Origin of the sequence: Stenotrophomonas sp. AR029 (assembly GCF_047520695.2) — a bacterium.
In the GTDB taxonomy this organism is placed as follows: domain Bacteria; phylum Pseudomonadota; class Gammaproteobacteria; order Xanthomonadales; family Xanthomonadaceae; genus Stenotrophomonas; species Stenotrophomonas sepilia.
The window spans coordinates 182,330-207,088 of record NZ_JAXBQQ020000002.1 but is presented as its reverse complement, the minus strand read 5'-3'; the positions used below and the strand labels follow the sequence as shown (position 1 = coordinate 207,088).

The 24,759-nt window shown below is 66.5% G+C and carries 23 protein-coding genes; 18 read left to right on the top strand and 5 right to left on the bottom strand.

Going from position 1 to position 24,759, the window contains the following annotated elements; genetic code table 11:
* Nucleotides 1-266: 266 nt before the first annotated feature.
* The 6 genes from rsmD to ACM0PB_RS07405 all read left to right on the top strand — a co-directional run bounded on the left by rsmD (nucleotide 267) and on the right by ACM0PB_RS07405 (nucleotide 5,079).
* On the top strand, nucleotides 267-845 hold the full coding sequence (rsmD, locus tag ACM0PB_RS07430) for a 16S rRNA (guanine(966)-N(2))-methyltransferase RsmD (RefSeq protein WP_262219660.1): 579 nt from the start codon (nucleotides 267-269) through the stop codon (nucleotides 843-845).
* A gap of 26 nt (nucleotides 846-871) precedes the next feature.
* The gene (gene coaD, locus ACM0PB_RS07425) at nucleotides 872-1,381 is read left to right on the top strand and encodes a pantetheine-phosphate adenylyltransferase (RefSeq protein WP_005416145.1); all 510 of its coding nucleotides are present in this window, start codon (nucleotides 872-874) and stop codon (nucleotides 1,379-1,381) included.
* A 59-nt stretch (nucleotides 1,382-1,440) separates the two neighbouring features.
* The gene (locus ACM0PB_RS07420; protein WP_004153167.1) at nucleotides 1,441-1,932 is read left to right on the top strand and encodes a hypothetical protein; all 492 of its coding nucleotides are present in this window, start codon (nucleotides 1,441-1,443) and stop codon (nucleotides 1,930-1,932) included.
* A 132-nt stretch (nucleotides 1,933-2,064) separates the two neighbouring features.
* Complete coding sequence (locus ACM0PB_RS07415) at nucleotides 2,065-2,346, top strand: YfhL family 4Fe-4S dicluster ferredoxin (protein WP_004153175.1); 282 nt, start codon at nucleotides 2,065-2,067, stop codon at nucleotides 2,344-2,346.
* Entirely contained in the window at nucleotides 2,343-4,073 is a 1,731-nt protein-coding gene (ggt, locus tag ACM0PB_RS07410) for a gamma-glutamyltransferase (protein WP_065195834.1), read from the top strand. Before ACM0PB_RS07415 ends, ggt begins: the two co-directional genes overlap by 4 nt.
* A 118-nt stretch (nucleotides 4,074-4,191) precedes the next feature.
* Nucleotides 4,192-5,079 carry an MBL fold metallo-hydrolase gene (locus ACM0PB_RS07405; protein ID WP_005416147.1) on the top strand — a complete coding sequence of 296 codons (888 nt, stop codon included), beginning with the start codon at nucleotides 4,192-4,194 and terminating at the stop codon, nucleotides 5,077-5,079.
* Between the two features lie 41 nt (nucleotides 5,080-5,120).
* Here the strand turns inward: ACM0PB_RS07405 and ACM0PB_RS07400 are convergent, their stop codons facing one another.
* Entirely contained in the window at nucleotides 5,121-5,414 is a 294-nt protein-coding gene (locus tag ACM0PB_RS07400) for a PsiF family protein (protein WP_065179494.1), read from the bottom strand.
* Between the two features lie 186 nt (nucleotides 5,415-5,600).
* Complete coding sequence (upp, locus tag ACM0PB_RS07395) at nucleotides 5,601-6,233, bottom strand: uracil phosphoribosyltransferase (protein WP_005416149.1); 633 nt, start codon at nucleotides 6,231-6,233, stop codon at nucleotides 5,601-5,603.
* Nucleotides 6,234-6,450: 217 nt separating this feature from the next.
* Here upp and ACM0PB_RS07390 point away from each other — a divergent pair, with 217 nt between their 5' ends.
* From ACM0PB_RS07390 to ACM0PB_RS07375, 4 genes are read left to right on the top strand one after another with little or no spacing between them, the layout of a single operon-like run.
* Complete coding sequence (locus ACM0PB_RS07390) at nucleotides 6,451-8,964, top strand: TonB-dependent receptor (protein WP_414604678.1); 2,514 nt, start codon at nucleotides 6,451-6,453, stop codon at nucleotides 8,962-8,964.
* Nucleotides 8,964-10,079, top strand: coding sequence for an NHL repeat-containing protein (locus ACM0PB_RS07385; RefSeq protein ID WP_053499166.1), 1,116 nt, complete (start codon nucleotides 8,964-8,966; stop codon nucleotides 10,077-10,079). Before ACM0PB_RS07390 ends, ACM0PB_RS07385 begins: the two co-directional genes overlap by 1 nt.
* A 14-nt stretch (nucleotides 10,080-10,093) precedes the next feature.
* Entirely contained in the window at nucleotides 10,094-11,443 is a 1,350-nt protein-coding gene (locus ACM0PB_RS07380; RefSeq protein ID WP_231112035.1) for a purple acid phosphatase family protein, read from the top strand.
* 10 nt (nucleotides 11,444-11,453) lie between these two features.
* Complete coding sequence (locus tag ACM0PB_RS07375) at nucleotides 11,454-12,068, top strand: inorganic diphosphatase (protein WP_065179491.1); 615 nt, start codon at nucleotides 11,454-11,456, stop codon at nucleotides 12,066-12,068.
* Between the two features lie 19 nt (nucleotides 12,069-12,087).
* Here ACM0PB_RS07375 and ACM0PB_RS07370 read toward each other — a convergent pair whose 3' ends face one another.
* On the bottom strand, nucleotides 12,088-12,672 hold the full coding sequence (locus tag ACM0PB_RS07370) for a hypothetical protein (RefSeq protein ID WP_065179490.1): 585 nt from the start codon (nucleotides 12,670-12,672) through the stop codon (nucleotides 12,088-12,090).
* Nucleotides 12,673-12,781: 109 nt separating this feature from the next.
* On the opposite strand from ACM0PB_RS07370, the gene ACM0PB_RS07365 reads away from it, so the two are divergent.
* A complete protein-coding gene (locus ACM0PB_RS07365) occupies nucleotides 12,782-14,197 on the top strand; it encodes a cryptochrome/photolyase family protein (protein WP_065179489.1) in 1,416 nt (471 codons plus the stop codon).
* Between the two features lie 139 nt (nucleotides 14,198-14,336).
* Nucleotides 14,337-15,032 carry a YiaD family glycine zipper/OmpA-like lipoprotein gene (locus ACM0PB_RS07360; RefSeq protein ID WP_005416156.1) on the top strand — a complete coding sequence of 232 codons (696 nt, stop codon included), beginning with the start codon at nucleotides 14,337-14,339 and terminating at the stop codon, nucleotides 15,030-15,032.
* 202 nt (nucleotides 15,033-15,234) lie between these two features.
* On the opposite strand, the gene ACM0PB_RS07355 is transcribed toward ACM0PB_RS07360, so the two are convergent.
* Nucleotides 15,235-16,266 carry a LysR family transcriptional regulator gene (locus ACM0PB_RS07355; protein WP_005416157.1) on the bottom strand — a complete coding sequence of 344 codons (1,032 nt, stop codon included), beginning with the start codon at nucleotides 16,264-16,266 and terminating at the stop codon, nucleotides 15,235-15,237.
* Nucleotides 16,267-16,413: 147 nt separating this feature from the next.
* On the opposite strand from ACM0PB_RS07355, the gene ACM0PB_RS07350 reads away from it, so the two are divergent.
* The 6 genes from ACM0PB_RS07350 (at nucleotide 16,414) to ACM0PB_RS07325 (ending at nucleotide 24,238) form a co-directional block, all read left to right on the top strand.
* Nucleotides 16,414-16,641 carry a hypothetical protein gene (locus tag ACM0PB_RS07350; protein WP_049414419.1) on the top strand — a complete coding sequence of 76 codons (228 nt, stop codon included), beginning with the start codon at nucleotides 16,414-16,416 and terminating at the stop codon, nucleotides 16,639-16,641.
* Nucleotides 16,638-17,408, top strand: a complete 771-nt coding sequence (locus ACM0PB_RS07345; RefSeq protein ID WP_053499154.1) for an SDR family NAD(P)-dependent oxidoreductase — start codon at nucleotides 16,638-16,640, stop codon at nucleotides 17,406-17,408. The genes ACM0PB_RS07350 and ACM0PB_RS07345 overlap by 4 nt, the downstream gene beginning before the upstream one ends.
* 91 nt (nucleotides 17,409-17,499) lie before the next feature.
* Entirely contained in the window at nucleotides 17,500-18,723 is a 1,224-nt protein-coding gene (locus ACM0PB_RS07340) for an efflux RND transporter periplasmic adaptor subunit (protein ID WP_032954097.1), read from the top strand.
* A gap of 127 nt (nucleotides 18,724-18,850) precedes the next feature.
* Nucleotides 18,851-22,021: an efflux RND transporter permease subunit gene (locus ACM0PB_RS07335; protein WP_019338348.1), complete on the top strand. Its 3,171-nt coding sequence runs from the start codon at nucleotides 18,851-18,853 to the stop codon at nucleotides 22,019-22,021.
* Between the two features lie 64 nt (nucleotides 22,022-22,085).
* Entirely contained in the window at nucleotides 22,086-22,823 is a 738-nt protein-coding gene (locus ACM0PB_RS07330; RefSeq protein ID WP_005416162.1) for an SDR family oxidoreductase, read from the top strand.
* Entirely contained in the window at nucleotides 22,817-24,238 is a 1,422-nt protein-coding gene (locus tag ACM0PB_RS07325; protein ID WP_065185200.1) for an efflux transporter outer membrane subunit, read from the top strand. The genes ACM0PB_RS07330 and ACM0PB_RS07325 overlap by 7 nt, the downstream gene beginning before the upstream one ends.
* Nucleotides 24,239-24,280: 42 nt before the next feature.
* On the opposite strand, the gene ACM0PB_RS07320 is transcribed toward ACM0PB_RS07325, so the two are convergent.
* Complete coding sequence (locus tag ACM0PB_RS07320) at nucleotides 24,281-24,658, bottom strand: VOC family protein (RefSeq protein WP_005416164.1); 378 nt, start codon at nucleotides 24,656-24,658, stop codon at nucleotides 24,281-24,283.
* Nucleotides 24,659-24,759 lie beyond the last annotated feature (101 nt).

Genomic DNA, 24,759 nt, shown 5'->3' with positions numbered 1-24,759 from the left:
CAGGGTCAGATCCGTTTTCCGCAGGAAAACGGATCTGACCCCGCCTGTATGTCGAGCCTCGGATCGCGTCTGGGGTAGAGCCCCCTGAGTCAGGGGGCGGCCGCGAAGCGGCGGGGGTATGGAAGCTGGTAAGTGGGGCCCGCGTTTCGCGCAGCGAAGCGTGGGAGCGACAGCGCGCATGCGTTGGCGCGTCCCCGGCCGCGGGCCGGCCGAACTACAATCCCACTCATGCTGAAATTCTTGAATACCTCCCGCCGGGGGCGCCAATGAGCGGCCGTGGGGGCAACGACGGCCAGGTCCGCATCATCGGCGGTCGCTGGCGCAATACCCGCTTGCCGGTGCCGACCCTGCCGGGGCTTCGGCCCAGCAGCGACCGTGTGCGCGAGACCCTGTTCAACTGGCTGATGCCCAAGCTGGGCGGGGCCCGCGTCCTGGACCTGTTCGCAGGCAGCGGCGCATTGGGGCTGGAAGCCGTCTCGCGCGGTGCCGCCCACGCCACCCTGGTCGAGCGCGATGCGCAGCTGGGACGCAACCTGACCGCCGCCGTGGCCAAGCTGCAGGCCGGCGACCAGATCAGCGTCGTGCAGGCAGATGCCCTGCGCTGGCTGCAGGGTGCGCAGGCGCAGCAGGCCGATCTGGTGTTCATCGACCCGCCATTCGCCGATGGCCTGTGGCAGGACGTGCTGGCCCAGCTGCCGCGGCACCTGGCAGCCGATGCCTGGCTGTACCTGGAATCGCCGGCCGGCCACGTGCCGGTGCTGCCGCAGGGCTGGCTGCTGCACCGCGAGGGCGGCACCCGTGAGGTGCGCTTTGCCCTGTACCGCCGTGCCACTGCTACACTTTGACCTCATCTGAACATCTGCTACCGCCCATGACCGTGGCCAACCGCCGCATTGCCGTCTATCCCGGCACGTTCGACCCGATCACCAACGGTCACATCGACCTTGTGAGCCGGGCCGCGCCGCTGTTCGAAAAGGTCGTGGTCGGCGTGGCGCAGAGCCCGTCGAAGGGCCCGGCGCTGCCGCTGGAACAGCGCGTGCAGCTGGCGCGTGGCGCCCTGGCCCACCATGGCAATGTCGAAGTCATCGGCTTCGATACCCTGCTGGCCCATTTCGTACGTTCGGTCCAGGGCGGGGTGCTGCTGCGCGGCCTGCGCGCGGTGTCCGACTTCGAGTACGAGTTCCAGATGGCCAGCATGAACCGCCACCTGATCCCCGAGGTCGAGACCCTGTTCCTGACCCCGGCCGAGCAGCACAGCTTCATTTCGTCCTCGCTGGTCCGCGAGATCGCGCGCCTGGGCGGCGACGTGTCCGGTTTCGTGCCGGCCGCGGTGCTCGAAGCCCTGCGCAAGGTCCGCGAAGCGAAGGCGGCACAGTCGTAAGCCCGCCGTACCTGCACCCCATTACGTACAACACCACGCACCATTCCGGGAGGAAATCCATGAACACCACCATGCGCGCGATGCTGATCGCTTCGTTGGCCCTGGCCTTCACCGCCTGCAAGAAGGAAGAGGCCGCTCCGGTCGACGAGGCCAAGCAGGCCCTGGTCGCTCCGTCCAAGGACGACGATGCCGGCTGGAAGAAGTACCTGCAGGAAGTGGCGATCCAGAACATGGGCAACATCACCAACAGCCCGTTCCTGTATTACCTCTCCCCGGAATCGGACCCGGACTTCCAGGCCAAGTACGAGCGCCAGACCGAGAGCGCGACCCAGGCCGTGGCCCGTGGCGTGCAGCCGGGCAACATGCTGGCCTTTGGTTCGTCGGCCTCGGGCAAGATGGCTGACATGATCCAGGCCGTGTTCAAGGACGTGTCGCCGGATTCGATGAAGGGCGTGCGCGTCGTCTTCATCGGCCAGTCGGCCGACAACGCCCGCGTGCAGGCTGCGATCCAGCCGACCGGTGCCGAGTACATTTTCGTCGAAGCCAAGTAATACCGAGCCATGGCGGCCATGCTCCGGCATGGCCCGGGCGGCGTCCTGCCAGGGCGCCGCTGATGACCTGACCGGCCCGCGCGCCCGCGCTGGCCGGTCCTTTGTCCCAAGGCGCGGGCGAGGAGTATCGCCATGTCGCTGAAAATCAACGAGCTCTGCGTCAACTGCGACGTCTGCGAGCCGGCCTGCCCGAACCAGGCCATTGCGATGGGTGAAACCATCTACGTGATCGACCCTGCGCGCTGCACCGAATGCGTGGGTCATTTCGACGAGCCACAGTGCGTGGTCGTCTGCCCGGTCGAGTGCATCGACCCGGATCCGGAGATCGTGGAAACGGAAGACCAGCTGCTGGCCAAGCTGCGCCAGCTGCAGCACGATCACCCCGAACTCTATGCGGAGCCCCCATCCGAATGAAGACGCTGATCGTCCGCCCCCTGTTGCTGCTCGGCCTGCTGCTGAGCCCGATGGCCTGGGCCGACAGCCCGGCCCGTGCCGAGCGCCCCGACGGCGCAGCCATTGCCAGCGGCCACGCGCTGGCCACCCAGGCCGGTATCGATATCCTGGCGCAGGGCGGCAACGCCTTCGACGCTGCGGTGGCGGTCTCGTCCACGCTGGCGGTGGTCGAGCCGATCAGTTCCGGACTCGGCGGCGGCGGCTTCTTCCTTCTGCACGACGCGGCCACCGGCAAGGACGTGATGCTGGATGCACGCGAGACCGCACCGGCGGCGGCCACGCCGCAGGCCTTCCTCGACAAGCAGGGCAACCTGGACCGCGACCGCTCGGTCAACGGTGCGTGGTCGGCGGGTATTCCCGGCCTGCCTGCGGCGCTGGTCGAACTGTCGGCCAAGCACGGCAAGCTGCCGCTGTCTGCATCGCTGCAGCCGGCGATCCGCATCGCGCGCGAAGGCTTCCCGGTGTACGACCGCATGGCCAAGGGCTATGCGTCGCGCCGTGAAGTGATGGAGCGCTATCCCGGCACGCGTGAAGTCTATCTGCGCAACGGCAAGCCGATCGCCAGCGGTGACCTGTTCAGGCAGCCGGAGCTGGCGCAGACGCTGGAGCGCCTGGCCGCAGGTGGCTTCGATGGCTTCTACAAGGGCCAGACCGGAAAGCTGCTGCTGGCCGGCGTCAAGCAGGCCGGCGGCAAGTGGACCGCTGAAGAGCTGGCCGGCTACCGCGTGAAGCAGCGCGAGCCGATCGTGTTCAACTACAACGGCTGGAAGATCACCACCGCGCCGCCGCCGTCGTCGGGTGGCATCGCGCTGGCCAGCATGCTGCAGATCCTGGAAGGCTGGGACATCAGGAAGATGGACCCGGCGCACCGCACCCACCTGGTGGTGGAGTCGATGCGCCGTGCCTACCGCGACCGTACGTTCTTCCTCGGCGATCCGGACTTCGTGCAGATCCCGCAGAAGGTGCTGACCAGCAAGGACTACGCACAGGGCCTGCGCGCGACCATCCATCCGGAGAAGGCCACGCCCAGCGACCTGCTGTCGGGCAATCCGACGCCGCTGGAAGACGACGAGACCACGCACTTCTCGATCATCGACCGCGACGGCAACCGCGTCGGCGCCACCCAGACCGTCAACCTGCTGTACGGCTCGGGGCTCATTCCCAAGGGCACCGGCGTGCTGCTGAACAACGAGATGGACGATTTCGCGCTGAAGCCGGGTACGCCCAATGCCTTCGGCGTGATGGGCTACGAGGCCAATGCGCCGAAGCCGGGCAAGCGCATGCTCAGCTCGATGACGCCGACCTTCATGGAAAACAGCGACAAGGTGATCGTGCTGGGCACGCCGGGTGGCAGCCGCATCATCACCATGGTGCTGCTGGGCATCCTCGGCTACGACGCCGGCCTGGACGCGCAGCAGGTTGCCGCGCTGCCGCGCTACCACCACCAGTGGCTGCCGGATCTGATCGAAGCCGAGGACGATGCGTTCGACGCGGCGACGGTGAAGCAGCTGCAGGCGATGGGCCACAGGATCGACCTGCCGGGCAATGTCGCCGCCGGCGGTCGCGGTTCCAGCCACGTGTGGGGCAACCTGCAGACCGTGGAATGGGACCGCAAGGCGAACAAGCTGTTCGGCGGCAGCGACCCGCGCAATCCGGTGGGCAGTGCCCAGGTCGTGCCGGCCCACTGATGTGGCGGTGCCGGCCACTGGCCGGCAATCTGGCAGATCACCAGGACCCCGCCAACCGGCGGGGTTTCCTGTTTCCTTTCTAGCGATTATTTAACAGTCCGGCGCCGATAATCGACGCATGAAACTCTGGTCTATTCGTGGAAACTCGCAGCGCCTGGACGGCGGCGCGATGTTCGGCAACGCGCCGCGTGCGTTGTGGGAAAAATGGGCGGCTCCGGACGAGCTCAATCGCATCGAGCTGGCCTGCCGTGCGCTGCTTGCCAGTCCGCTGGAAGGCAAGACAGTACTGTTTGAAACCGGTATCGGTGCGTTCTTCGACCCGCGCATGCGCGAGCGTTATGGCGTGCAGGAAAGCCAGCACGTGCTGATCGATTCACTGCGCGAAGCGGGTTTCGAGCACGAGGACATCGACGTGGTGGTGCTCAGCCACCTGCACTTCGATCATGCCGGTGGCCTGCTTGCCGCATGGAGCGAAGGGCGTGAGCCCGAACTGCTGTTCCCCAACGCAACCTATGTGGTTGGTGCGCAGCATTGGCAGCGCGCCGTGCGGCCACACCCGCGCGATCGGGCCAGTTTCATTCCTGAGCTGCCCGGCCTGCTGCAGGCCAGTGGCCGCCTGGAAGTAGTGGAGGGGGAGTACTCGAAGGCGCTCGGCCGCAGCGTGCGCTTCAGCTACAGCGATGGGCATACGCCGGGGCTGATGCTGGCCGAGATCGTTGGCCACGCGCATGCCGGTGAAGATGCGCATGGTGGCGTGGTGTTCTGTGCCGACCTCATCCCAGGTCGTTCATGGGTGCACGTGCCGATCACCATGGGCTATGACCGCAATGCCGAATTGCTGATCGACGAGAAACGGCAGTTCCTTGAAGACAAGCTGGCGCGCAACGTGCGGCTGTTCTTCACCCACGACCCGCAGGTGGCGCTGGCGCAGCTGGGCCGTGATGACAAGGGACGTTTCGTGACCCTGCACGAACAGGGCGAGCTGAAGGCGCGCGCCCTAGGTTAATGGCAGAGCCGAGCGTGGGCTCGGCTCCACATCACTCGTCGTTACGACGCCTTCAGGCAGCTGCTCATGAAGGTCTTGCGCGCATCGCCGGCCAGCTTCTTCGCGCCTGCGTCAGCGTTGCATTTGCGCATGCGTTCCTGCTGCGTATTGACCGGCTTGGTTTCGGCGGCATGACCGCTGAGGCAGGAGCTCTGCGCGGTCTTGTAGGCATCCCCCTTCAAGCCCTTGTTCTTGGCCGAGCATTCGGCCATGCGCTGCTGCTGCGGGGTGGTGGCATTGGCAGTCAGGGGCAGGCCGACCAGCAGGACAGCGGCCAGCAGGAAAGAGGCTTTCATCGGGAGCTCCAAGCGGTGGCGGGTGCGCGGAGCATTCGCTTCCGACCGGTAAGGCCACGTGAAGAATCACGCGTCGGCCACACCCGCGTCCACGGGCGTTCACGTGACGCGGCGAAGCGGGCCGGCGAACGGTTGTCGGGTCAGAGCCCTCTCCTGCGGAGAGGGATCCGACCACGGTTCGCCGGATCAGCCGACGCGGGTGCCGAAGATGCGGTCACCCGCGTCGCCCAGTCCGGGCAGGATGTAGCCCTTGTCGTTGAGCTGGGCATCGATGGCCGCAGTGTAGATTTCCACGTCCGGATGCACGGCCTTCACTGCTTCGATGCCTTCGGGCGCGGCCACCAGGAAGATGCCCTTGATGCGACGGGCGCCGGCGCGCTTGAGCATGTCGATGGTGGCGATCAGCGTGCCGCCGGTGGCCAGCATCGGGTCGAGGATCAGTGCGTCGCGCTCTTCCAGGCGGCCGGTCAGGCGCTCGAAGTAGGGTACCGGCTGCAGGGTTTCTTCATCGCGCTGCAGGCCGACCACGCTGACACGGGCGGCCGGAATCAGCGACAGCACGCCGCTGAGCATGCCCAGGCCGGCACGCAGGATCGGCACCACGGTGATCTTGGCGCCGGCGATGCGCTGCACCGTCACCGGGCCGGCCCAGCCGGCCAGGGTGTGCGGCTCGGTATCCAGGTCGGCGGTGGCCTCGTAGGCCAGCAGCGTACCCAGCTCGTTGGCCAGTTCGCGGAAATCCTTGGTGCTGAGCGCAGCGTTGCGCATCAGGCCGATCTTGTGCTGCACCAGCGGGTGGCGCACTTCGACGATCTTCATGGTCGGGAAGGGGAATAGGGAGAGAGGCCGCCATTTTGCCGGATTGGCGGGGCGAAGCCCAAACCGGGCCCGGGGCCGCTGTACATGAAATGTGCAGGGGCATGTCACGGCCATGCAACCTTGCGGACATACCGTGCAGACCCATTCTTAACAGGAATGGGGATTCCCAGTGCATATCAAGACTCCGTTGGCCGTTGCCATCACCCTGACCCTGGCGATGGGGGCTGCCGCCCCGCTGCAGGCCGCCGGGCAGCAGGCGGTAGCCGCCACCGGCGCCGTGGCGGCCGACGCGGTCGACCTGGACCGTATCGAGGTGCGCGCCCAGCTCGAATCGCAGGTCCGCGCGGTCGACCTCAAGCGCGGCAGCGACGCCATCGAAGACGCGGTGTCCTCCGATGCCCTGGGCCAGTACCCGGACAAGAACGTGGCCGAGTCGCTGCAGCGCCTGCCGGGCATCAGCGTGACCCGTGACCAGGGCGAGGGCCGTTTCGTGGTCATCCGTGGCCTGGACGCCAATCTCAACAGCGTCAGCGTGGATGGCATCGCCGTGGGCACGCCGGAGGATTCCAGCCGTGCCGCGCCGCTGGACGTGATCCCGTCCGATTCCACCGAACGCCTGCGCGTGGTGAAGTCGCCGACCCCGGACATGCCCGGTGATGCCATCGGCGGTGCCGTGCTGGTGGAATCGGCCTCGGCCTTCGACCGCGACGGTCGCAGCCTGCGTGGCAAGATCGAGGGCAGCCACCAGCAGCTGTCCGGCGAGACCAGCCCGAAGGCGGCCTTCAACTACAGCGAAGTGTTCAACGACACCTTCGGCGTGGCGCTGGGCGTGAACTACCAGAAGCGCCGGTTCGAGTCGGACAACACCGAAGTGGAGTACGACGGCGAGGACGATGCTGCCCCCGGTGACGTGACCGCGATCAACCTGCAACACCGCAAGTACGAGATCGAGCGCAAGCGCATCGGCGCCAACCTCAACCTCGACTGGCGGCCGGACGAAGACAGCAGGTACTACCTGCGCACGCTGTACAGCCAGTTCGACGATGCGGAGACCCGCCAGCGCGTGATCTTCAACTTCGACGACGCGAAGATGGTCAAGACCGGCACCGACCAGTACCGCCTGAATGGCATGCCGAAGGACTCGATCGACAAGCGCATGCGCTACCGCACCAAGAAGGAAAACACCTTCGCGGCCAGCCTGGGCGGCGAGCACAAGTTGACCAACGCCGTGGTTGATTACCGGATCGGCTACACCCGTACCGAAGAGCGCGTGAACGACGAGATGGAGGCGCGTTTCAAGCTCAACGGCAAGGCGTTCAACGGCAGCCTGGACCAGAGCAGCCGGCTGCCCAGCTACAGCTTCGACAACCCGCAGTGGCTGGACAACAGCAATTACGCGTTCGACCGCTTCGTGCTATCGCCCAAGCAGGTGAACGACAAGGAGCACAGCGCGCAGGTCAACGTGCGCTTCGACGGCGACAGCAGCAGCATCAAGTTCGGTCTGCTGGGCCGCTGGCGCGACCGCGACGTGAATGTGGATGAGCGCGAACTGCGCGTCGGCCCGAAGGTGGCGCTGGCGGGCTGGACCACCTCCTCGCCCGAACATCGCCACGGCAACTTCGGCGACGGCATGGATTCGGCGGCGATGCGTGCCTTCTGGGCGGCCAATGGCAGCCAGTACAGCGCCCGCCCGCAGGACGTCGGCGGCAATGCGATGACGTCGCTGGAAGAGGATTACGTGGCCAGCGAAGACATCTTCGCCAGCTACGCCATGGGTACCTGGGACGTGGGCGCGCTGCGCCTCATCGGCGGCGTGCGCGTGGAGAACACCCGCTTCAAGGCGATCGGCAACCAGGTGGACGTGGCCGCCAACGGCCGCAGCTTCACCGTCACCCCGCGCGTGGCCAACAGCAGCTACACCAACGTGCTGCCGGGCCTGCACCTGCGCTATGACGCGGCTGATGACTGGGTGCTGCGCGCCTCGGCCAACAAGACCGTATCGCGCCCGTCCTTCGGCGACGTCTCGCCGCGCGTGGGTTACAGCCGTGGTGACGAGGAAGTGCGCCTGGGTAACCCGGAACTGGATCCGTACGAGTCGAAGAACATCGACCTGTCGGTGGAGAAGTACATCGGCAGCAGCGGCATCGTTTCGCTGGGCCTGTTCCACAAGTCGATCGATGGCTACATCGTCGAAACCGTGCGCACCAATGATCCGGCCTACGGTGGATTCGATGTGACGCAGCCGATCAATGGTCGCAAGGCCACCGTGCGTGGTGCGGAGTTCAACTGGCAGCAGCAGCTGGCCTTCCTGCCGGACGGCCTGGATGGCCTGCTGGTCGGCGCCAGTGGCACCTGGCTGGATACGAAGTTCGATGCCGGCATCAAGGACCGTGCGGGCGAGGACTTCACGCTGCCGCGCGCTTCCAAGCATGTCTACAGCGCACACATCGGCTATGAAAAGTACGGTGTAAGCACGCGCCTGGCGGCCGTGTACCGCAGCGAGTACCTGGACAGCATCGGCAAGGGGCGCGCATTCGACATCTACGTGGCACCCAACACCCAGCTCGATTTCTCGCTTGACTACAAGTTCACCCCGCGCGTGAGCGTGTACTTCGAGGCGCAGAACCTGCTGGACAAGCCGTTGGAGCTGTACCAGGGCACCCGTTCGCGCACCCTGCAGCTGGAAGAGTACGGCCGCACCTATGCGCTGGGCCTGAAGGTGGCGCTGTGATGGGGCGTGGCGTCACTGTCCTGGCCGCCGCGCTGGCGGCTACGCTGGTCGCCGGCTGCACGCCGGCCACCGGCAACGATCCGGTTGCGGGAGCGGCCTCGCCGGCCGCCAGTGGCGAGCGCAAGGTAGCCACCATCGCCGAAGCGTTCCTGTCACCGATGACCCCGGCCGACAACATCGACTCGCCGGCGGCCTGGCGCGCGCCGGACGGCGTACTGTGGCTGATCGCCACTGCCAAGGCCACCGACAAGCTGGTGGTCTACGACGGCAGCACCGGCCAGCACCTGCGTGACGTCGGCAGCAGCGGCACCGCACCGGGGCAGTTCGACCGCCCAAACGGCATCGCGGTGACCGACGACCTGCTGTGGATCGTGGAGCGCGACAATCACCGCGTGCAGGTACTGCGCCTGCCGGACTTCGCGCCGCTGGCGACGTTCGCGGCGGACGACCTGCGCAAGCCTTACGGGCTGTGGGTCGACCGCCGTGCCGATGGCTACAGCGTCTACGTCACCGACTCCTGGGACAACGGCGAGGATGCACAGGGGCGCGACATCCTGCCGCCGCTGGCCGAGCTGGACAAGCGCGTGCGCCAGTATCACGTGACCCGCAATGGTGAGAAGGTCGACGCGAAGCTGGTGGCCAGCATCGGCGATACCACCGAGACTGGTGCGCTGCGCGTGGTCGAGTCGATCTGGGGCGATCCCGAGAACGACCGCCTGCTGATCGCCGAAGAGGACGAGAGCTACGCCAGCGAGTTCAAGGTCTACACCCTCGCGGGCCGCTTCACCGGCACCACCTTCGGCCGCGACGTGTTCAAGGCACAGGCCGAAGGCGTGGCCCTGCGCACCTGCGGCAAGGATGGCTGGTGGATCACCACCGAACAGGGCAAGCAGCGCAGCGTGTTCCATCTGTTCGACCGGCACACGCTGAAGCCGGTCGGCGCGTTCCAGGGCAATACCGTGGCCAACACCGATGGCATCTGGATGATGCAGCAAGCCAGCACGCGCTTCCCGCACGGTGCGCTTTATGCCGTGCATGACGACCAGGGCGTGGTAGCGTTCGACTGGGAGAGCATCGCCAAGCAACTGGCTTTGCCGCTGGAGTGTGGCGCATGAGCCGGCAGCGCGTGATGCGCACGTTGGCCCTGGGTCTGCTGCTGGCGCTGCCGTCGCTGTCGTTCGCGGCGGCCGAACCGAATACCCAGGTGCCGGCAGGTAGCCGCCACTACGCAGCGACGACGGTGCCGGACCGCATCGTCGCCTCGCCGGCGGCCGATTCCAGCCATGGGTTCGCAGTGGCCTGGCGCACCGATGGCAGCGTGCAGGCGCCGCTGCTGGAGATCGCAATGGCCGCAGATTCGCCGGCCATCGAAGGCATCCGCCAGGTTCGTGCGACGACCCGCGCGCTGCAGACCGAGAACGGCCTGTCGCACCACCATCGTGCAGATATCGATGGCCTGCAGCCGGATACCCAGTACGTCTACCGTGTGCAGGGCAACGGCAGTTGGAGTGCATGGAACCAGCTGCGCACGCTGGCTGCCGCCGACCAGCCGCTGACCCTGCTGTACTTCGGCGATACCCAGAACAAGAACGTCAGCCATGTCAGCCGCGTGGTGCGTGCCGCGCAGAAGGCCGCACCGCAGGCACGCATGAGCCTGTTTGCCGGCGACCTGGTCAGCGGCGGCGACAACATGGATGACAGCGAGTGGGGCGAATGGTTTGCCGCCGTCGGCTGGCTGGCGCAGGAAATGCTGGTGGCGCCGGCCATAGGCAATCACGAGTACTTCGAGGAATTCGAGGACACCCCGCAGGAGCGCCGGGTGCTGGGCCGCCACTGGCCGGTCACGTTCGCGTTGCCGGGCAATGGTGCCAGCGCTGCGCAGCAGAGCAGCTACTGGTTCGATGCGCAGGGCGTGCGCGTGGCGGTGGTCGATGGCACTTCGGCACTCGACCTTGGCACCGCCAAGGCACAGGCGCAATGGCTGGACAAGGTGCTGACCGGCAATCCGCAGCCGTGGACCATCGTGTTGCTGCACCAGCCGTTCTACTCGCCGCGCGAAGGGCGCGAGAACGCCGCGCTGCGTGAGGTGCTGTTGCCGGTGGTACGCCGCCACAACGTCGATCTGGTGCTGCAGGGCCACGACCACACCTATGGCCGCCGTGGCGAGGGGCAGGCCGCAACGCCGCAGTACGTGGTAACCGTGGCGGGGCCGAAGCAGTACCGTCTCTCCGACGAGGCACGAAAGACGATGGATCCGGTGGCCGAAGACACCCAGTTGTTCCAGGTGTTGAACATCGACCCGCAGCGCCTGCGCTATGAAGCACGCACCGTGACCGGCCGTCTCTACGATGCCTTCGAACTGCGCCGCGATGCCAAGGGGGGGAAACAGCGCATGGAGCTGACCGAAGGCCGCATCGCACCGCGCGACTGCCCGCGTGCGCAGACCGCCAAGGGTCGCGCCGATCGCTGCTGGGAATGAGGAGATCCAGATGAAAACCGTACGCCGTCTTGTCCCCATGGCTGCCATCGGCGGGGCCCTGCTCCTGCTCGCGACAGCGGTGACCGCTGCCGATACCGTGCTGCATCCGTTCCTGGTGGCCCAACCAAGGGAAGCCCCGCGGGAGGTGAATCTGGCGGTGGAGATTCCCGCCGGCAGCGTGACCAAGTACGAGATCAAGGAAGACGGCCTGGTGCATGTGGACCGCTTCCAGTCGATGCCGGTCGCCTATCCGGCCAACTACGGTTCGATGCCGCGCACGTTGGCTGGCGACAACGATCCGCTGGACGCGCTGGTGCTGACCCGTGAACCCCTGCATCCGGGCGTGATCGTACGCTTCCGGCCGATCGGCTACCTGAAGATGATCGACGGCGGCGAGCACGACGAGAAGATCATCGGCGTGCCGACCGACAAGGTTGACCCGACCTACGCCAACATCCGCGACCTGGCCGATCTGCCGGAGATCGAAAGAGAGCGCATCGAAGCGTTCTTCCGGGTCTACAAGGACCTGCCGGCCGGGCGCAACCCGGTGCAGCTCAACGGTTGGGGCAACGCCGCCGAGGCGCGGGCGCTGATCAGCGAAGCGATGAAGCGCTTCGAAAGGTAGATCCGCGCCATGCGTGGATTCAGTCCAGCAACGTCTCGATGAACGATTCGGCCTGCAGGCGGTCGCCCAGTACCCGGGCCACCACCTGTACGGCTGCGTCCTGGTGTTCAGGGCGGATGCCGCCATCGTCATCGTCGTTGTAGAGGTCATCGCCGGCGTCGAGGTACACCGTGCCTGCTGCAGCCAGAGCTGCCATCAGGGTCGGCACGTCGGCAGTCATTTCGACGGCATCCAGCAGGCCGGCACCGTGATGGCTGAACAGCACACGGCCGTCGTCCAGATCGAGGATGAGCGGATCAGCGCTGCGATCGGCAATCACCAGCCAGTTCGAGGGCCAGTCGTTGATCCGTTCGCCGCTGATGCCATGCCATCGATAGCCGGCCTGATGGCTCCACAGGCGTTGCAGCGGCGGTATCCAGACATCAAGGCCGGGAACGGTGATGCCGGCGGTGCCTACCCGGGCATTGATCACTTCGCCCAGCGGCCCGACCTGCGCGTAGAAGCGTGCCAGTACCGGGGGCAGCGGGAACGGGCCCTGCCAGTCGCTCTCGTGCTGGGCATGCAGCAGCCCGAAGCGGGCGAATGAGGCGTGAAGATCATCCATGTCAGAGTCCATCGGGCAGCGGCCGTGCAGCCTAGCAGACGGCGTCTGCGCGCATCGCCTTCACCACCGCTGGCTATCATGTGCGCCTTCCACAACGAAGGCGGTGCATGTGTCGGTAGCGTTGGTATGGTTCCGCCGTGATCTGCGGCTGCAGGACAATCCGGCCCTGCAGGCCGCGCTGGACGCCGGTCACCATGTGGTGCCGGTGTACATCCACGCGCCGCACGAGGAAGGCGAATGGGCGCCCGGCGCGGCGTCCGATGCCTGGCGTCATCGCTCACTGGCCGCACTGGATGCCGACCTGCGCACGCGCGGCTCGTCGCTGGTGCTGCGCAGTGGTGACAGCCTGCCGGCCCTGCAGTTGCTGATCGAGCAGACCGGCGCCGAGGCGGTGTACTGGAACCGCAAGTACGAGCCGGCCACCCAGCCTCGCGACGCTACCATCAAGCGCACGCTGCGCGAGCAGGGCGTCGACGCGCAGAGCTGCAATGGCAGCCTGTTGTTCGAGCCCTGGGACATCGCCACCCAGCAGGGACAGCCGTACAAGGTGTTCACGCCGTACTGGCGCAACGTGCTCAGTCATTGGCGCCTGCCGGCACTGCAGGCCGCACCGGAGGCACTGACGCCGCACGCGGTCGGCAGCCTCGCACTTGATGATCTCCAGCTTGCACCGACGCTGGATTGGGATACCGGCTTCTGGGAGTACTGGCAGCCGGGTGAAGCCGGTGCGCTGGAGGCGCTGTCGGTGTTCGAGGACGGCGCCTTGCGCGGTTACCGCGAGCAGCGAGACCTGCCCGACCGCGTGGGCACCTCGCGGATGTCGCCGCACCTGCATTTCGGTGAGATCGCACCGTGGCGCATCGCGCATGCGCTGGAAAGACTGCGCAGTGCCGGCACCGATGCCGACATCGACGGCTATCTGCGGCAACTGGGCTGGCGTGATTTCGCCTACCACCTGTTGCATCACTTTCCGAAGACGCCCACGGACAACCTCAATCCGCGTTTCGACCGCTTCGCCTGGGCGGCACCGACTGCAGCGCAACTGCACGACTGGCAGCGCGGCAACACCGGCGTGCCGATCGTTGATGCCGGACTGCGCGAGCTGTGGCACACCGGCTACATGCATAACCGGGTGCGGATGATCGTGGCCAGCTACCTGTGCAAGCACCTTCGCGCGCACTGGCTGCATGGCGCGCGCTGGTTCTGGGACACCCTCGTCGATGCCGACCTGGCCAACAACACGATGGGCTGGCAATGGGTGGCCGGGACCGGCGCCGATGCCGCGCCGTACTTCCGGGTGTTCAACCCGGTCACCCAGGCCGAGAAGTTCGATCCGCAGGCCCGCTACATCAGCCGCTGGGTGCCCGAGCTGGCGGCACTGCCGGTGAAGGCGCGGTTTGCGCCGTGGCAGCATCCCCTGCTCCTGGCAGCACACGCGCCTGACTATCCACGCACGCCCATGGTGGACCTGGCTGAGGGCCGCGACGCTGCGCTGGCGGCATACCGCCAGTCGGGGGCGGGGTAAAGGGCGACCCGAGCGATCCGGTCAGTTAGCTGAACGCGGCCCTGTCGGCGCACCGGATCATCATCCCGACATCGCATTCGGCTGTTTATCCTCTCTGCGCCCGCAAGCCGCCGGCCGACCGGAAACCAAGGAGAACCTCATGATCCGCAACACCACCCGCAACGTCGCACTGGCCCTGATGAGTGCGGCCGTCCTGTCGGCCTGCGCCACCGGCGGCTCCTATGTGCAGAGTGACCAGTACGGCAACCCGACCGAACAGCAGAACCGGACCGGCCGCAACGCGCTGATCGGTACGGCCATCGGCGTGGCGGCCGGCCTGCTGACCGGCGACAGTGCTACCGAGCGGCGCCAGCACGCGCTGATCGGTGCCGGTATCGGCGCACTCAGCGGTGCCGCCGTCGGCCAGTACCAGGATCGCCAGGAACGTGCACTGCGCGAGCGCACCGCCAACACCGGCATCGATGTGCAGCGCCAGGGCGACAACATCATGCTGAACCTGCCGGACGGCATCACCTTCGACTTCGGCAAGGCGACCCTGAAGCCGCAGTTCTATGGCTCGCTCAACGGCGTGGCCGGTACGCTGCGTGAGTACAACCAGACCATGATCGAGGTGGTTGGCCACACCGACAGCATCGGCAGCGACGCAGTCAACAATCGCCTGTCGAAGGAACGCGCCGACTCGGTCGCGCAGTACCTGATCGGCCAGGGCGTGCAGAGCGTGCGTATCGAAACGCTGGGCGCCGGCAAGGCGTACCCGATTGCCGACAACAGCACCGATGCCGGCCGCGCCAAGAACCGCCGCGTCGAAATTCGCGTGATTCCGCTCAAGCAATAACGCGTAGCGTTACTGCTTGAGCCGGTCCGGCCATCGGCCGGAGCGAAAATGCCGCCCTTGCAGGCGGCATTTTTGTGGGTGCCGAGCGTTGCTCGGCACACCGACAGCGCATGCAGAGTCGAGCCGGGCTCGACTCCCTCTGTAAGCCATGCCGACCAAGGTCGGCATCTACCAGGAGATGGGTAGGCGCTCTTGTTGCAGGTTACGCCGCCGAAGCGGCCACCTTCTCCAGGATCCGCTTGCCACTGCTTTCCAGCGCGGCATCTTCCTGTGCCTTCTGCTGCTGTGCCAGCTTCGCGCCGGGGCACTGCGCCAGCATGTAGTTGGCATCGAAGTTGAGCTTCTCGACCAGGAAGTCGACAAACGCACGCACCTTCGGCGAGACCAGGCGGCCGCCGGCGAACACGGCATTGAAGTCCACTTCCGGGCCGGTCCAGCCGGCCAGCACGCGGCGCACCATGCCCGATTCGACGAACGGCTTGGCCATCACATCACCGGTCAGCAGCAGGCCTTCGCCACAGACCAATGCACCATTCAACGCAGACATGTCGTTGGCGGTCATCAGCGGGGTGACCGGGAAATCGCGCAGCTCGCCGCCGTTCTCGCCCAGCTGCCAGGTGAAGCGCGGCGAATTGCCGGTGTGGTACGGCTTGCGCATCGCCAGGATGCGATGGAACTGCAGCTCTTCCGGATGCAGCGGTTCGCCATAGCGCTCAATGTAGGCCGGGCTGGCGAACACCTGCGTGCGCAGGCTGCCCAGCTTGCGCGCGACCAGATTGGAATCGGGCAGGGCACCCACGCGCAGCGCCAGGTCCGCTTCACCGGCGATCAGGTCCAGCTTCTCGTTGCCCATGTGCATGTCCAGGCGGATCTCTGGATACTGCGCATGGAACTGGCCCAGCAGTGGCGCAATCCAGGTGATGCCGATCGAGTAGGGCACAGTGAAGCGCAGCCAGCCGCGCGGGCCGGACTGCAGCTGGCTCACCGCGCTTTCGGCCTCTTCAAGCTCGCGTGCGATGCGCTGGCAATGTTCGTGGTAGATCGAACCGGCTTCGGTCAGGCCGAGGCGGCGCGTGGTCCGGTGCAGCAGGCGCGCGCCCAGGCGCGTTTCCAGCTCCTGCACTTTGCGGCTGACCGTGGTCTTGGGCAGGCCGAGCGATTTGGCAGCGGCAATGAAGCTGCCTTGCTCGACCACTTTGACGAAGATCAGCGTCTCGTTGAGATCGTGGGACATGGTCGGGGATCCTGGACGTCGGGGATGGGACAATCGTGACAGAACGATTGGACCGGGAGCGGGATGATTATTCCCCTTAATCAGGACTAATCAAGTAAAGGTTTGAGGTCTATCGTGGCGCCATTCGTTAATTGGAGCCCGTCCGCCATGAGCCTGCGCAACATTCTTGCCCGACTCCGGAACGCCGGCCAGAACACCCTGGACCTGGCGATGACCGTCGAAGCCCGTCCGAGTTCCTTGGTACACAAGGACTTTCGTGAGTTTACCGCGCCCATGCGTCAGCAGCGTGGCGGTGCCATCCGCCTGGTCCCGCACAAGGGCGACCGCCTGCGTCGAATTGGGACTATCCCGGATTTGGGAGGAAATGTCCCGTGAATGGGATACTGACGCCCGAAGTCCTGGTCCTTGGCGGTACCGGTGCCGTCGGCCAGGGCGTGGTCGGCGCGTTGCTGGAAGCCGGCAGCCCGGTGCTGGTGGTTGGCCGCGATCCGGGCCGGCTGGCCGCGCTGCACGAGCAGTTCGCGGATGAGCCCGGACTGGAGACGCTGCTGGGCTCGCTCAGCGACGACGGCTCGGCACGCGCGTTGGCCGAGCGCATCGCGCAGCGCCCGCGTCCGCTGGCGGCGGTGATCGCGGCAATGGGTGGCCCCTACCGTCGCGGCCGGGTGATCGACCGCAACGGCGATGAGCTGCTGGGCGCGATGCAGGCCGACCTGATGCCGCACGTGCACGCCGTGCGCCACCTGCTGCCGCTGTTGCAGGACAACGTGCATGCGCGCCGCTACGTGATGATCGGCAGCCCGGCCAACGCCAAGCCCTGGGCGGGCTACGGCGAGACCTCGATCACCACCGCCGCACTGCGCATGTACGCGCAGGTGGTGCACCAGGAAGCGCAGGCGCTGGGCGTGCGCGCGCAGATGCTGGAAGTCTGCAGCCCGGTGTGTACCCCGGCCAACGCGGCCAATGCCTGCATCGAGTGGCCCAGCTCGCTGCTGGTCGGTCGTCGTGTGGTCTCCCTGCTTGATGGGTGCCGCGACAACCGCGCCATCGTCCGCTGCGACAGCAGCGATGCCGAATTGCCGCGTGGCCTGCTGCACCTGGAAGTTCCTCCGCTGTGGCGCGACACCGCAGGCATCGCTTGACCTCGACCATGGTTGAGGTCGCAGTATTCGCCGCCGATTTTTGCAACACGTTCCCATATCGCTGTACCACCCCTCCGTACGGATGCATGCCATGACTTCCCCCAATACCACCCCACATCGTTTCGGACATCGCATTGCGATGGCCGGCGTGTCGATCCTCGCCGCGGCCGTGCTTGCAGCCTGCAGCGGCGGCCATGCCGAAGAAGCCGGTGCACCGCCGCCGCCGCAGGTCAGCGCCGCGCCGGTACTGGTCAAGCAGGTCAGCCAGTGGGACGAGTTCAGTGGCCGCGTCGAAGCGGTGCAGAGCGTTGAACTGCGTCCGCGCGTGTCCGGTTACATCGACAAGGTCAACTACGTCGAAGGCCAGGAAGTGAAGAAGGGCGAAGTGCTCTTCACCATCGACGCGCGCAGTTACCAGGCCGAGTACGATCGGGCGGCCGCCGAACTGGCCCGCGCCCGTACCCAGGCCACGCTGGCCCGCAGCGAGTCCGAGCGCGCCAAGCGGCTGTCCGAGCAGCAGGCGATCTCCACCGAGACCGCCGAGCAGCGCCGTGCGGCTGCCGACCAGTCCGGCGCCGCCGTGCAGGCCGCGCAGGCAGCATTGGATGCAGCCCGCCTCAATCTTGAGTTCACCAAGGTACGGGCACCGATCGACGGCCGTGCCGGCCGCGCGATGGTCACCGCCGGCAACCTGGTCACCGCCGGCGACAGCGCCAGCGTGCTGACCACGCTGGTCTCGCTGGACACGGTGTTCGTCTACTTCGATGCTGACGAAAGCACCTTCCTGCGCTACGCCCAGATGGCACGCAAGGGCGAGCGCCCGAGCGAGCGTGACAGCGCGCTGCCGGTGAAGGTCGGCCTGTCCGGTGAAGAAGGCTACCCGCACACCGGCAAGGTCGACTTCCTCGACAACCAGGTGGCCCGCAGTACCGGGACCATCCGCGTCCGTGCGCTGCTGGACAACGCCGATCGCCAGTTCACGCCGGGCCTGTTCGCCCGCGTGCAGCTGCTTGGCAGCGGCCAGTTCCAGGCGCTGCTGATCGATGACAAGGCCGTGCTGACCGACCAGGACCGCAAGTATGTGTACGTTGTCGACAAGGATGGCAAGGCCCAGCGCCGCGACATCCAGCTTGGCCGCACCGCTGAAGGCCTGCGTATCGTCGAGCACGGCCTGGCGGCAGGAGACAAGGTGATCATCGACGGCGTGCAGAAGGTCTTCATGCCGGGCATGCCGGTGCAGGCCAAGGCCGTGGCAATGCAGCCGCAGGCCGTGCCGGCACCGGGCCGCGATGCCACCGCCGCACTGAACAACTGATCCGCCGTCTCCTGATCCGCGTCCCCGCTTAGCTGCCGGTGCCAGCGGCAGCCTTCCCTGCCTTCGTCATCCCGGCGAGGGGCGGGGTGGCTGTTGCCCGCCGAATGCCTTTCCCAGGAATTCCTCCATGGACTTTTCCCGTTTCTTCATCGACAGGCCGATCTTCGCGGCGGTGCTGTCGATCGTGATCTTCGCCGCAGGCCTGATCACGATTCCAATCCTGCCGATCAGCGAGTACCCCGAAGTGGTGCCGCCGTCGGTGGTCGTGCGCACGGTCTATCCGGGCGCCAACCCCAAGGTCATTGCCGAGACCGTCGCCACACCGCTCGAAGAGGCCATCAACGGCGTCGAAGGCATGATGTACCTGAAGTCGGTGGCCGGCTCGGACGGCGTGCTGCAGATGACCGTCACCTTCCGCCCGGGCACGGACCCGGACGCAGCGGCGGTGAAGGTGCAGAACCGCGTGGCGCAGGCGCAGGCGCGCCTGCCCGAGGACGTGCGCCGGCAGGGCGTGACCACGCAGAAGCAGTCGCCGACCTTCCTGATGGTGGTGCACCTGACCTCGCCGCAAGGCAAGTACGACACCCTGTACCTGCGCAACTACGCGCGCCTGCACGTCAAGGATGCGCTGGCGCGTATTCCGGGCGTGGGTGATGCGCAGATCTTCGGTGGCGGCGACTACGCCATGCGTGCCTGGCTGGATCCGGACAAGGTGGCTTCGCGCGGCCTGACCGCCAGCGACGTGGTGCGCGCCATGCGCGAGCAGAACGTGCAGGTTTCGGCCGGCCAGCTCGGCGCCGAACCGCTGCCGGACAGCAAGTTCCTGACCCTGATCAATGCCCAGGGCCGGCTGAAGACCGAAAAGGAATTCGGCGACATCGTGCTCAAGAGCGGCACCGATGGCGAGATCGTGCGCCTGTCCGACGTGGCCCGCCTGGAACTGGGTGCGGGCGACTACACCCTGCGCTCGCAGCTGGACGGCAAGAACGCGGTGGGCATCGGTATCTTCCAGTCGCCGGGTGCCAACGCGCTGGAAATCCGCGATCAGGTCATCTCGACGATGGACGAGATGCAGAAGACCATGCCGGCCGATGTGAAGTACGAAGCGGTGTATGACACCACCATCTTCGTGCGCGACTCGATCAAGGCCGTGGTCTCCACGCTGCTGGAAGCGATCGCCCTGGTGGTGCTGGTCGTGATCCTGTTCCTGCAGACCTGGCGTGCGTCGATCATTCCGTTGATCGCGGTGCCGGTGTCGGTGGTGGGTACGTTCGCCGCGCTGTACCTGCTGGGCTTCTCGATCAATACGCTGAGCCTGTTCGGCCTGGTGCTGGCGATCGGCATCGTGGTCGACGACGCGATCGTGGTGGTGGAGAACGTCGAGCGCAACATCGAGGAAGGCCTGTCGCCCACCGCGGCGGCACACCAGGCCATGCGCGAGGTGTCCGGCCCGATCGTGGCGATCGCGCTGGTGCTGTGTGCCGTGTTCGTGCCGATGGCGTTCCTGTCCGGTGTCACCGGCCAGTTCTACAAGCAGTTCGCGGTCACCATCGCCATTTCCACGGTGATCTCGGCGATCAACTCGCTGACCCTGTCCCCGGCCCTGGCCGCGCGCCTGCTGAAGGCTCATGGCGCTCCGAAGGACGGCCCGAGCCGCCTGATCGACCGCCTGTTCGGCTGGGTGTTCCGTCCGTTCAACCGCTTCTTCAAGTCCAGCTCGGAGAAATACGAGCGTGGCGTGGCCCGCATCCTCGGCCGCCGCGGTGCGGTGTTCGTGGTCTACGCGATCCTGCTGGTCGGTACCGGCGTGATCTTCAAGCTGGTGCCGCCGGGCTTCATCCCGACCCAGGACAAGCTGTACCTGATCGCCGGCGTGAAGCTGCCGGAGGGCTCGTCGATCGCGCGCACCGATGAAATGCTGCGCAAGGTGGCCAAGATCGCCCAGGAAACCGACGGCGTGGCCCACACCATCTCGTTCCCGGGCCTGAACGCGCTGCAGTTCACCAACACGCCCAACACCGGCGTGGCGTTCATTCCGCTCAAGCCGTTCGCCGAGCGTCATGGCCGTACCGCTGCGCAGATCAATGCCGAGATCAACCAGAAGATCGCGGGCCTGCAGGAAGGCTTCGCGTTCGCGATGATGCCGCCGCCGATCCTCGGCCTGGGCAACGGCAACGGCTACCAGATGTTCATCGAGGACCGCGGCAACCTGGGTTACGGCGCGCTGCAGAATGCGGTGCAGGCCATGCAGGGCACCGTCGCGCAGACCCCGGGCATGGCCTTCCCGATTTCCAGCTACCAGGCCAACGTGCCGCAGCTCGATGCCGAGGTGGACCGCGTCAAGGCCAAGGCACAGGGCGTGCAGCTCACCGAGCTGTTCGACACCTTGCAGACCTACCTGGGTTCGGCCTACGTCAACGACTTCAACCAGTTCGGCCGCACCTGGCAGGTGATCGCCCAGGCCGATGGTCCGTACCGCGAGACGGTCGAAGACATCGGCAAGCTGCGGACCCGCAACGACCGCGGCGAAATGGTGCCGATCGGTTCGATGGTCACCATCAAGCAGACCTTCGGCCCGGACCCGGTGCTGCGCTTCAATGGCTATCCGGCAGCGGACCTGGCCGGTGAAGCCGATCCGCGCCTGCTGTCCTCGGCCGAGGCGATGAACAAGCTGACCGAGATCGCCGGCAAGGTGCTGCCGGTGGGCATGACCACCGAATGGACCGACCTGAGCTACCAGCAGGCGACCCAGGGCAAGGCGGCCTTCATCGTGTTCCCGGTGGCGATCATGCTGGCCTTCCTGGTGCTGGCCGCGCTGTACGAGAGCTGGTCGCTGCCGCTGGCGGTGATCCTGATCGTGCCGATGACCCTGCTGTCCGCGCTGTTCGGCGTGTGGTTGACCGGTGGTGACAACAACGTGTTCGTGCAGGTCGGCCTGGTGGTGCTGATGGGCCTGGCGTGCAAGAACGCGATCCTGATCGTCGAATTCGCCAGAGAGCTGGAGATGGGCGGCAAGGGCATCGTTGAAGCGGCATTGGAAGCCTGCCGCCTGCGTCTGCGCCCGATCGTGATGACCTCCATCGCGTTCATCGCCGGCACCGTGCCGCTGGTGTTGTCGCACGGTGCAGGCGCCGAAGTGCGCTCGGTGACCGGTATCACCGTGTTCGCCGGCATGCTGGGCGTGACCCTGTTCGGCCTGTTCCTCACCCCGGTGTTCTACGTGGCCCTGCGCAAGTTCGTCACCCGCAACGGTGGTGGACAGCTGGTGCAGCACGGCGAGCCGACCATCCACCACTGATATGGAACCCCGTCGCCGCCGGTCATTGGCCGGTGGCGGCTTTCCCCTCACAAGGCATGCATCCATGAACACCCATCAGAACAAGATCGCGCTGGTCACCGGCGCCACCCGTGGCATCGGCCTGGAAACTGTGCGCCAGCTGGCCCAGGCTGGCGTGCACACGCTGCTGGCCGGTCGCAAGCGTGAGACCGCCGTGGAGCTGGCACTGAAGCTGCAGGCTGAAGGCCTGCCGGTCGAAGCCCTGCAACTGGACGTGACCGACGCGGCCAGCATCGCCGAAGCGGTCGAGCAGGTGCGCCAGCGCCATGGTCGTCTCGACATCCTGGTCAACAACGCCGGCATCATGATCGAGAACCCGGCGCAGGCACCGTCGGAACAGTCACTCGATACCTGGAAGCGCACTTTCGACACCAACGTGTATGCGCTGGTGGCGGTCACCCAGGCCTTCCTGCCGCTGGTCAAGCAGGCCAAGTCCGGGCGCATCGTCAACGTATCGAGCATGCTCGGCTCGCAGACCCTGCACGCCGACCCGGCGTCGGGCATCTACGATTTCAAGATCCCGGCCTACAATGCCTCCAAGGCGGCGGTGAACAGCTGGACCTTGAGTCTGGCCTACGAACTGCGCAATACCCCGATCAAGGTCAACACCGTGCATCCGGGTTACGTGAAGACCGACATGAACGGCGGCAACGGCGAAATCGAAATCAGCGAAGGCGCACGTTCCAGCGTGGAAATGGCGTTGATCGGTGAATCCGGCGCCAGCGGCAGCTTCACCTACCTGGGCGAGGTGCTGCCATGGTGATCCGCACGTTGGCGATGGCCGTCTCCAGCCTGGTGCTGGCAGGCTGTGTCAGCGTCGGCCCCAACTACAAGGCGCCGATGCAGGAGCCGGTGGTCCTCCAGAGCGCACAGCAGCCGGTGTTCAGTACCGCTTCGCCGGTCGCCAGCTGGTGGGCGCAGTTCGATGATCCGGTGCTGGAACAGCTGGTGCACGGCGCACTGTCGGACAACCTGGACCTTCGCGTGGCCGTGGCCCGCGTCAGCCAGGCCCGCGCGGTGTTCGTGGAAAGCCGCCTCGACCAGGCTCCGCACGTCACCGCTGGCGGCAGCTACGACCGCCGCAAGCAACCCGATCCGCAGCTGGGTGGGCAGCGGGTGTTCAGTGAAAGCTACCAGCTCGGCTTCGACGCCGGCTGGGAGCTGGATCTGTTCGGCCGCAAGCGCCGTGCTGCTGAAGCCGCACGCGCCGACCTCGGTGCCGAGCAGGCCAACCTGGCCGATGCGCAGGTCCTGATCGCCGCTGAAGTGGCACGCAACTACTTCGAGCTGCGTGGTACGCAGAAGCGCATCGCGGTGGCCCAGCACACGCTGGAAAACCTGCGCGATACGCAGAAGCTGACCGAGGCGCGCTGGCAGCTGGGCGCAGGCAGCGAGCTGGATGTGCAGAGCAGCCGTGCCCGCCTGAAGGCGATCGAGGCTGACATCCCGTTGCTGGAAGTGGCCGAGGCGCAGTCGCGCAACCGGCTGGCCGTGCTGCTCGGCCAGCGCCCGGAAGTGCTGACTGACATGCTCGCGCCGCACGACGTACCGGCCTTCGCCAAGGCACTGCCGCTGGGCGATACCCGCGAACTGCTGCGCCAGCGTGCCGACGTGCGCGTGGCCGAGCGTCGCCTGGCGGCTGCGACCGCACGCGTGGGCGTGGCCACGGCGGACCTGTTCCCGCGGTTGTCGCTGTCCGGCTTCGTCGGGTTCCTCGGTGGCGATGCCAGCGGCCTGGTCAATGGCAACAACAAGGCCTGGTCGCTGACCCCATCGCTGACCTGGGCGGCATTCGACTTCGGCACCGTGCGTGCACGCCTGCGCGCCAGCAAGGCTGAAGCCGAAGGCGTGGCCGCGCAGTATGAGCAGGCGGTACTGCTGGCCCTGGAAGACACCGAGAACGCGCTGACCCGCTATTCCAAGCAGCAGGCACGGTTGGCGATCGTGGTCGAGCAGGCGCAGGCGGCACGGCGTGCCGAATCGCTGGCGCAGATCCGTTATCGCGAGGGCTCGGAGGACTTCCTGACCCTGCTGGATGCGCAGCGCACGCAGCTGGCAGCCGATGATGCGTTGGCGGCGGCCGAGTCCGAGGTCAACGTCAGCGTGGTGGGCGTGTACAAGGCGCTGGGCGGCTGGGGGCAATCACCGCAGCAACCGAGCGTGGCGCAGGTGCCCTGACGCCGGGGGGACGGAGGCCGTGGCTTCCGTCCCCTTGCTCTTTCAGGGCCACTGATTGGCCGGCACCTCGCGCTCGCGCATGCGCACGATGCAGAAGCGATGGCCGGTCGGTGCTTCCATCACCCACCAGCGCTTGACGAAGCCTATCCGTCGCGCGCCGAGCTTCTCCAGGCGGTCGGCCTCGGCATCGATGTCGTCGCTCTCGATGTCCAGATGCACCCGTGACGGGTGATCGACCCGCTGGACTTCAACGTCCAGGCCCGCCGGTGCGCCCAGCAGGTCGGCATACTCGGCGCCCCCTTCGGCACGCGCCGCCTGTGCCTGCAGACCGAGCGCGGCGGCCCAGAAACGGGCGCCTTCGTCGGCGGGAAGGTCCTGGCAGTCGATGATGAATCCTGCCAGCCGGCTCTGGTGTGCCATGTGCTGCTCCGCAGTTCGAGGGGTACGCGGCAGGGTAGCGCGGTGCATTCCGCGTACGTCTTCACCTTCGTGACGTTTCTGACTCTGCCGGATTGCGGGCT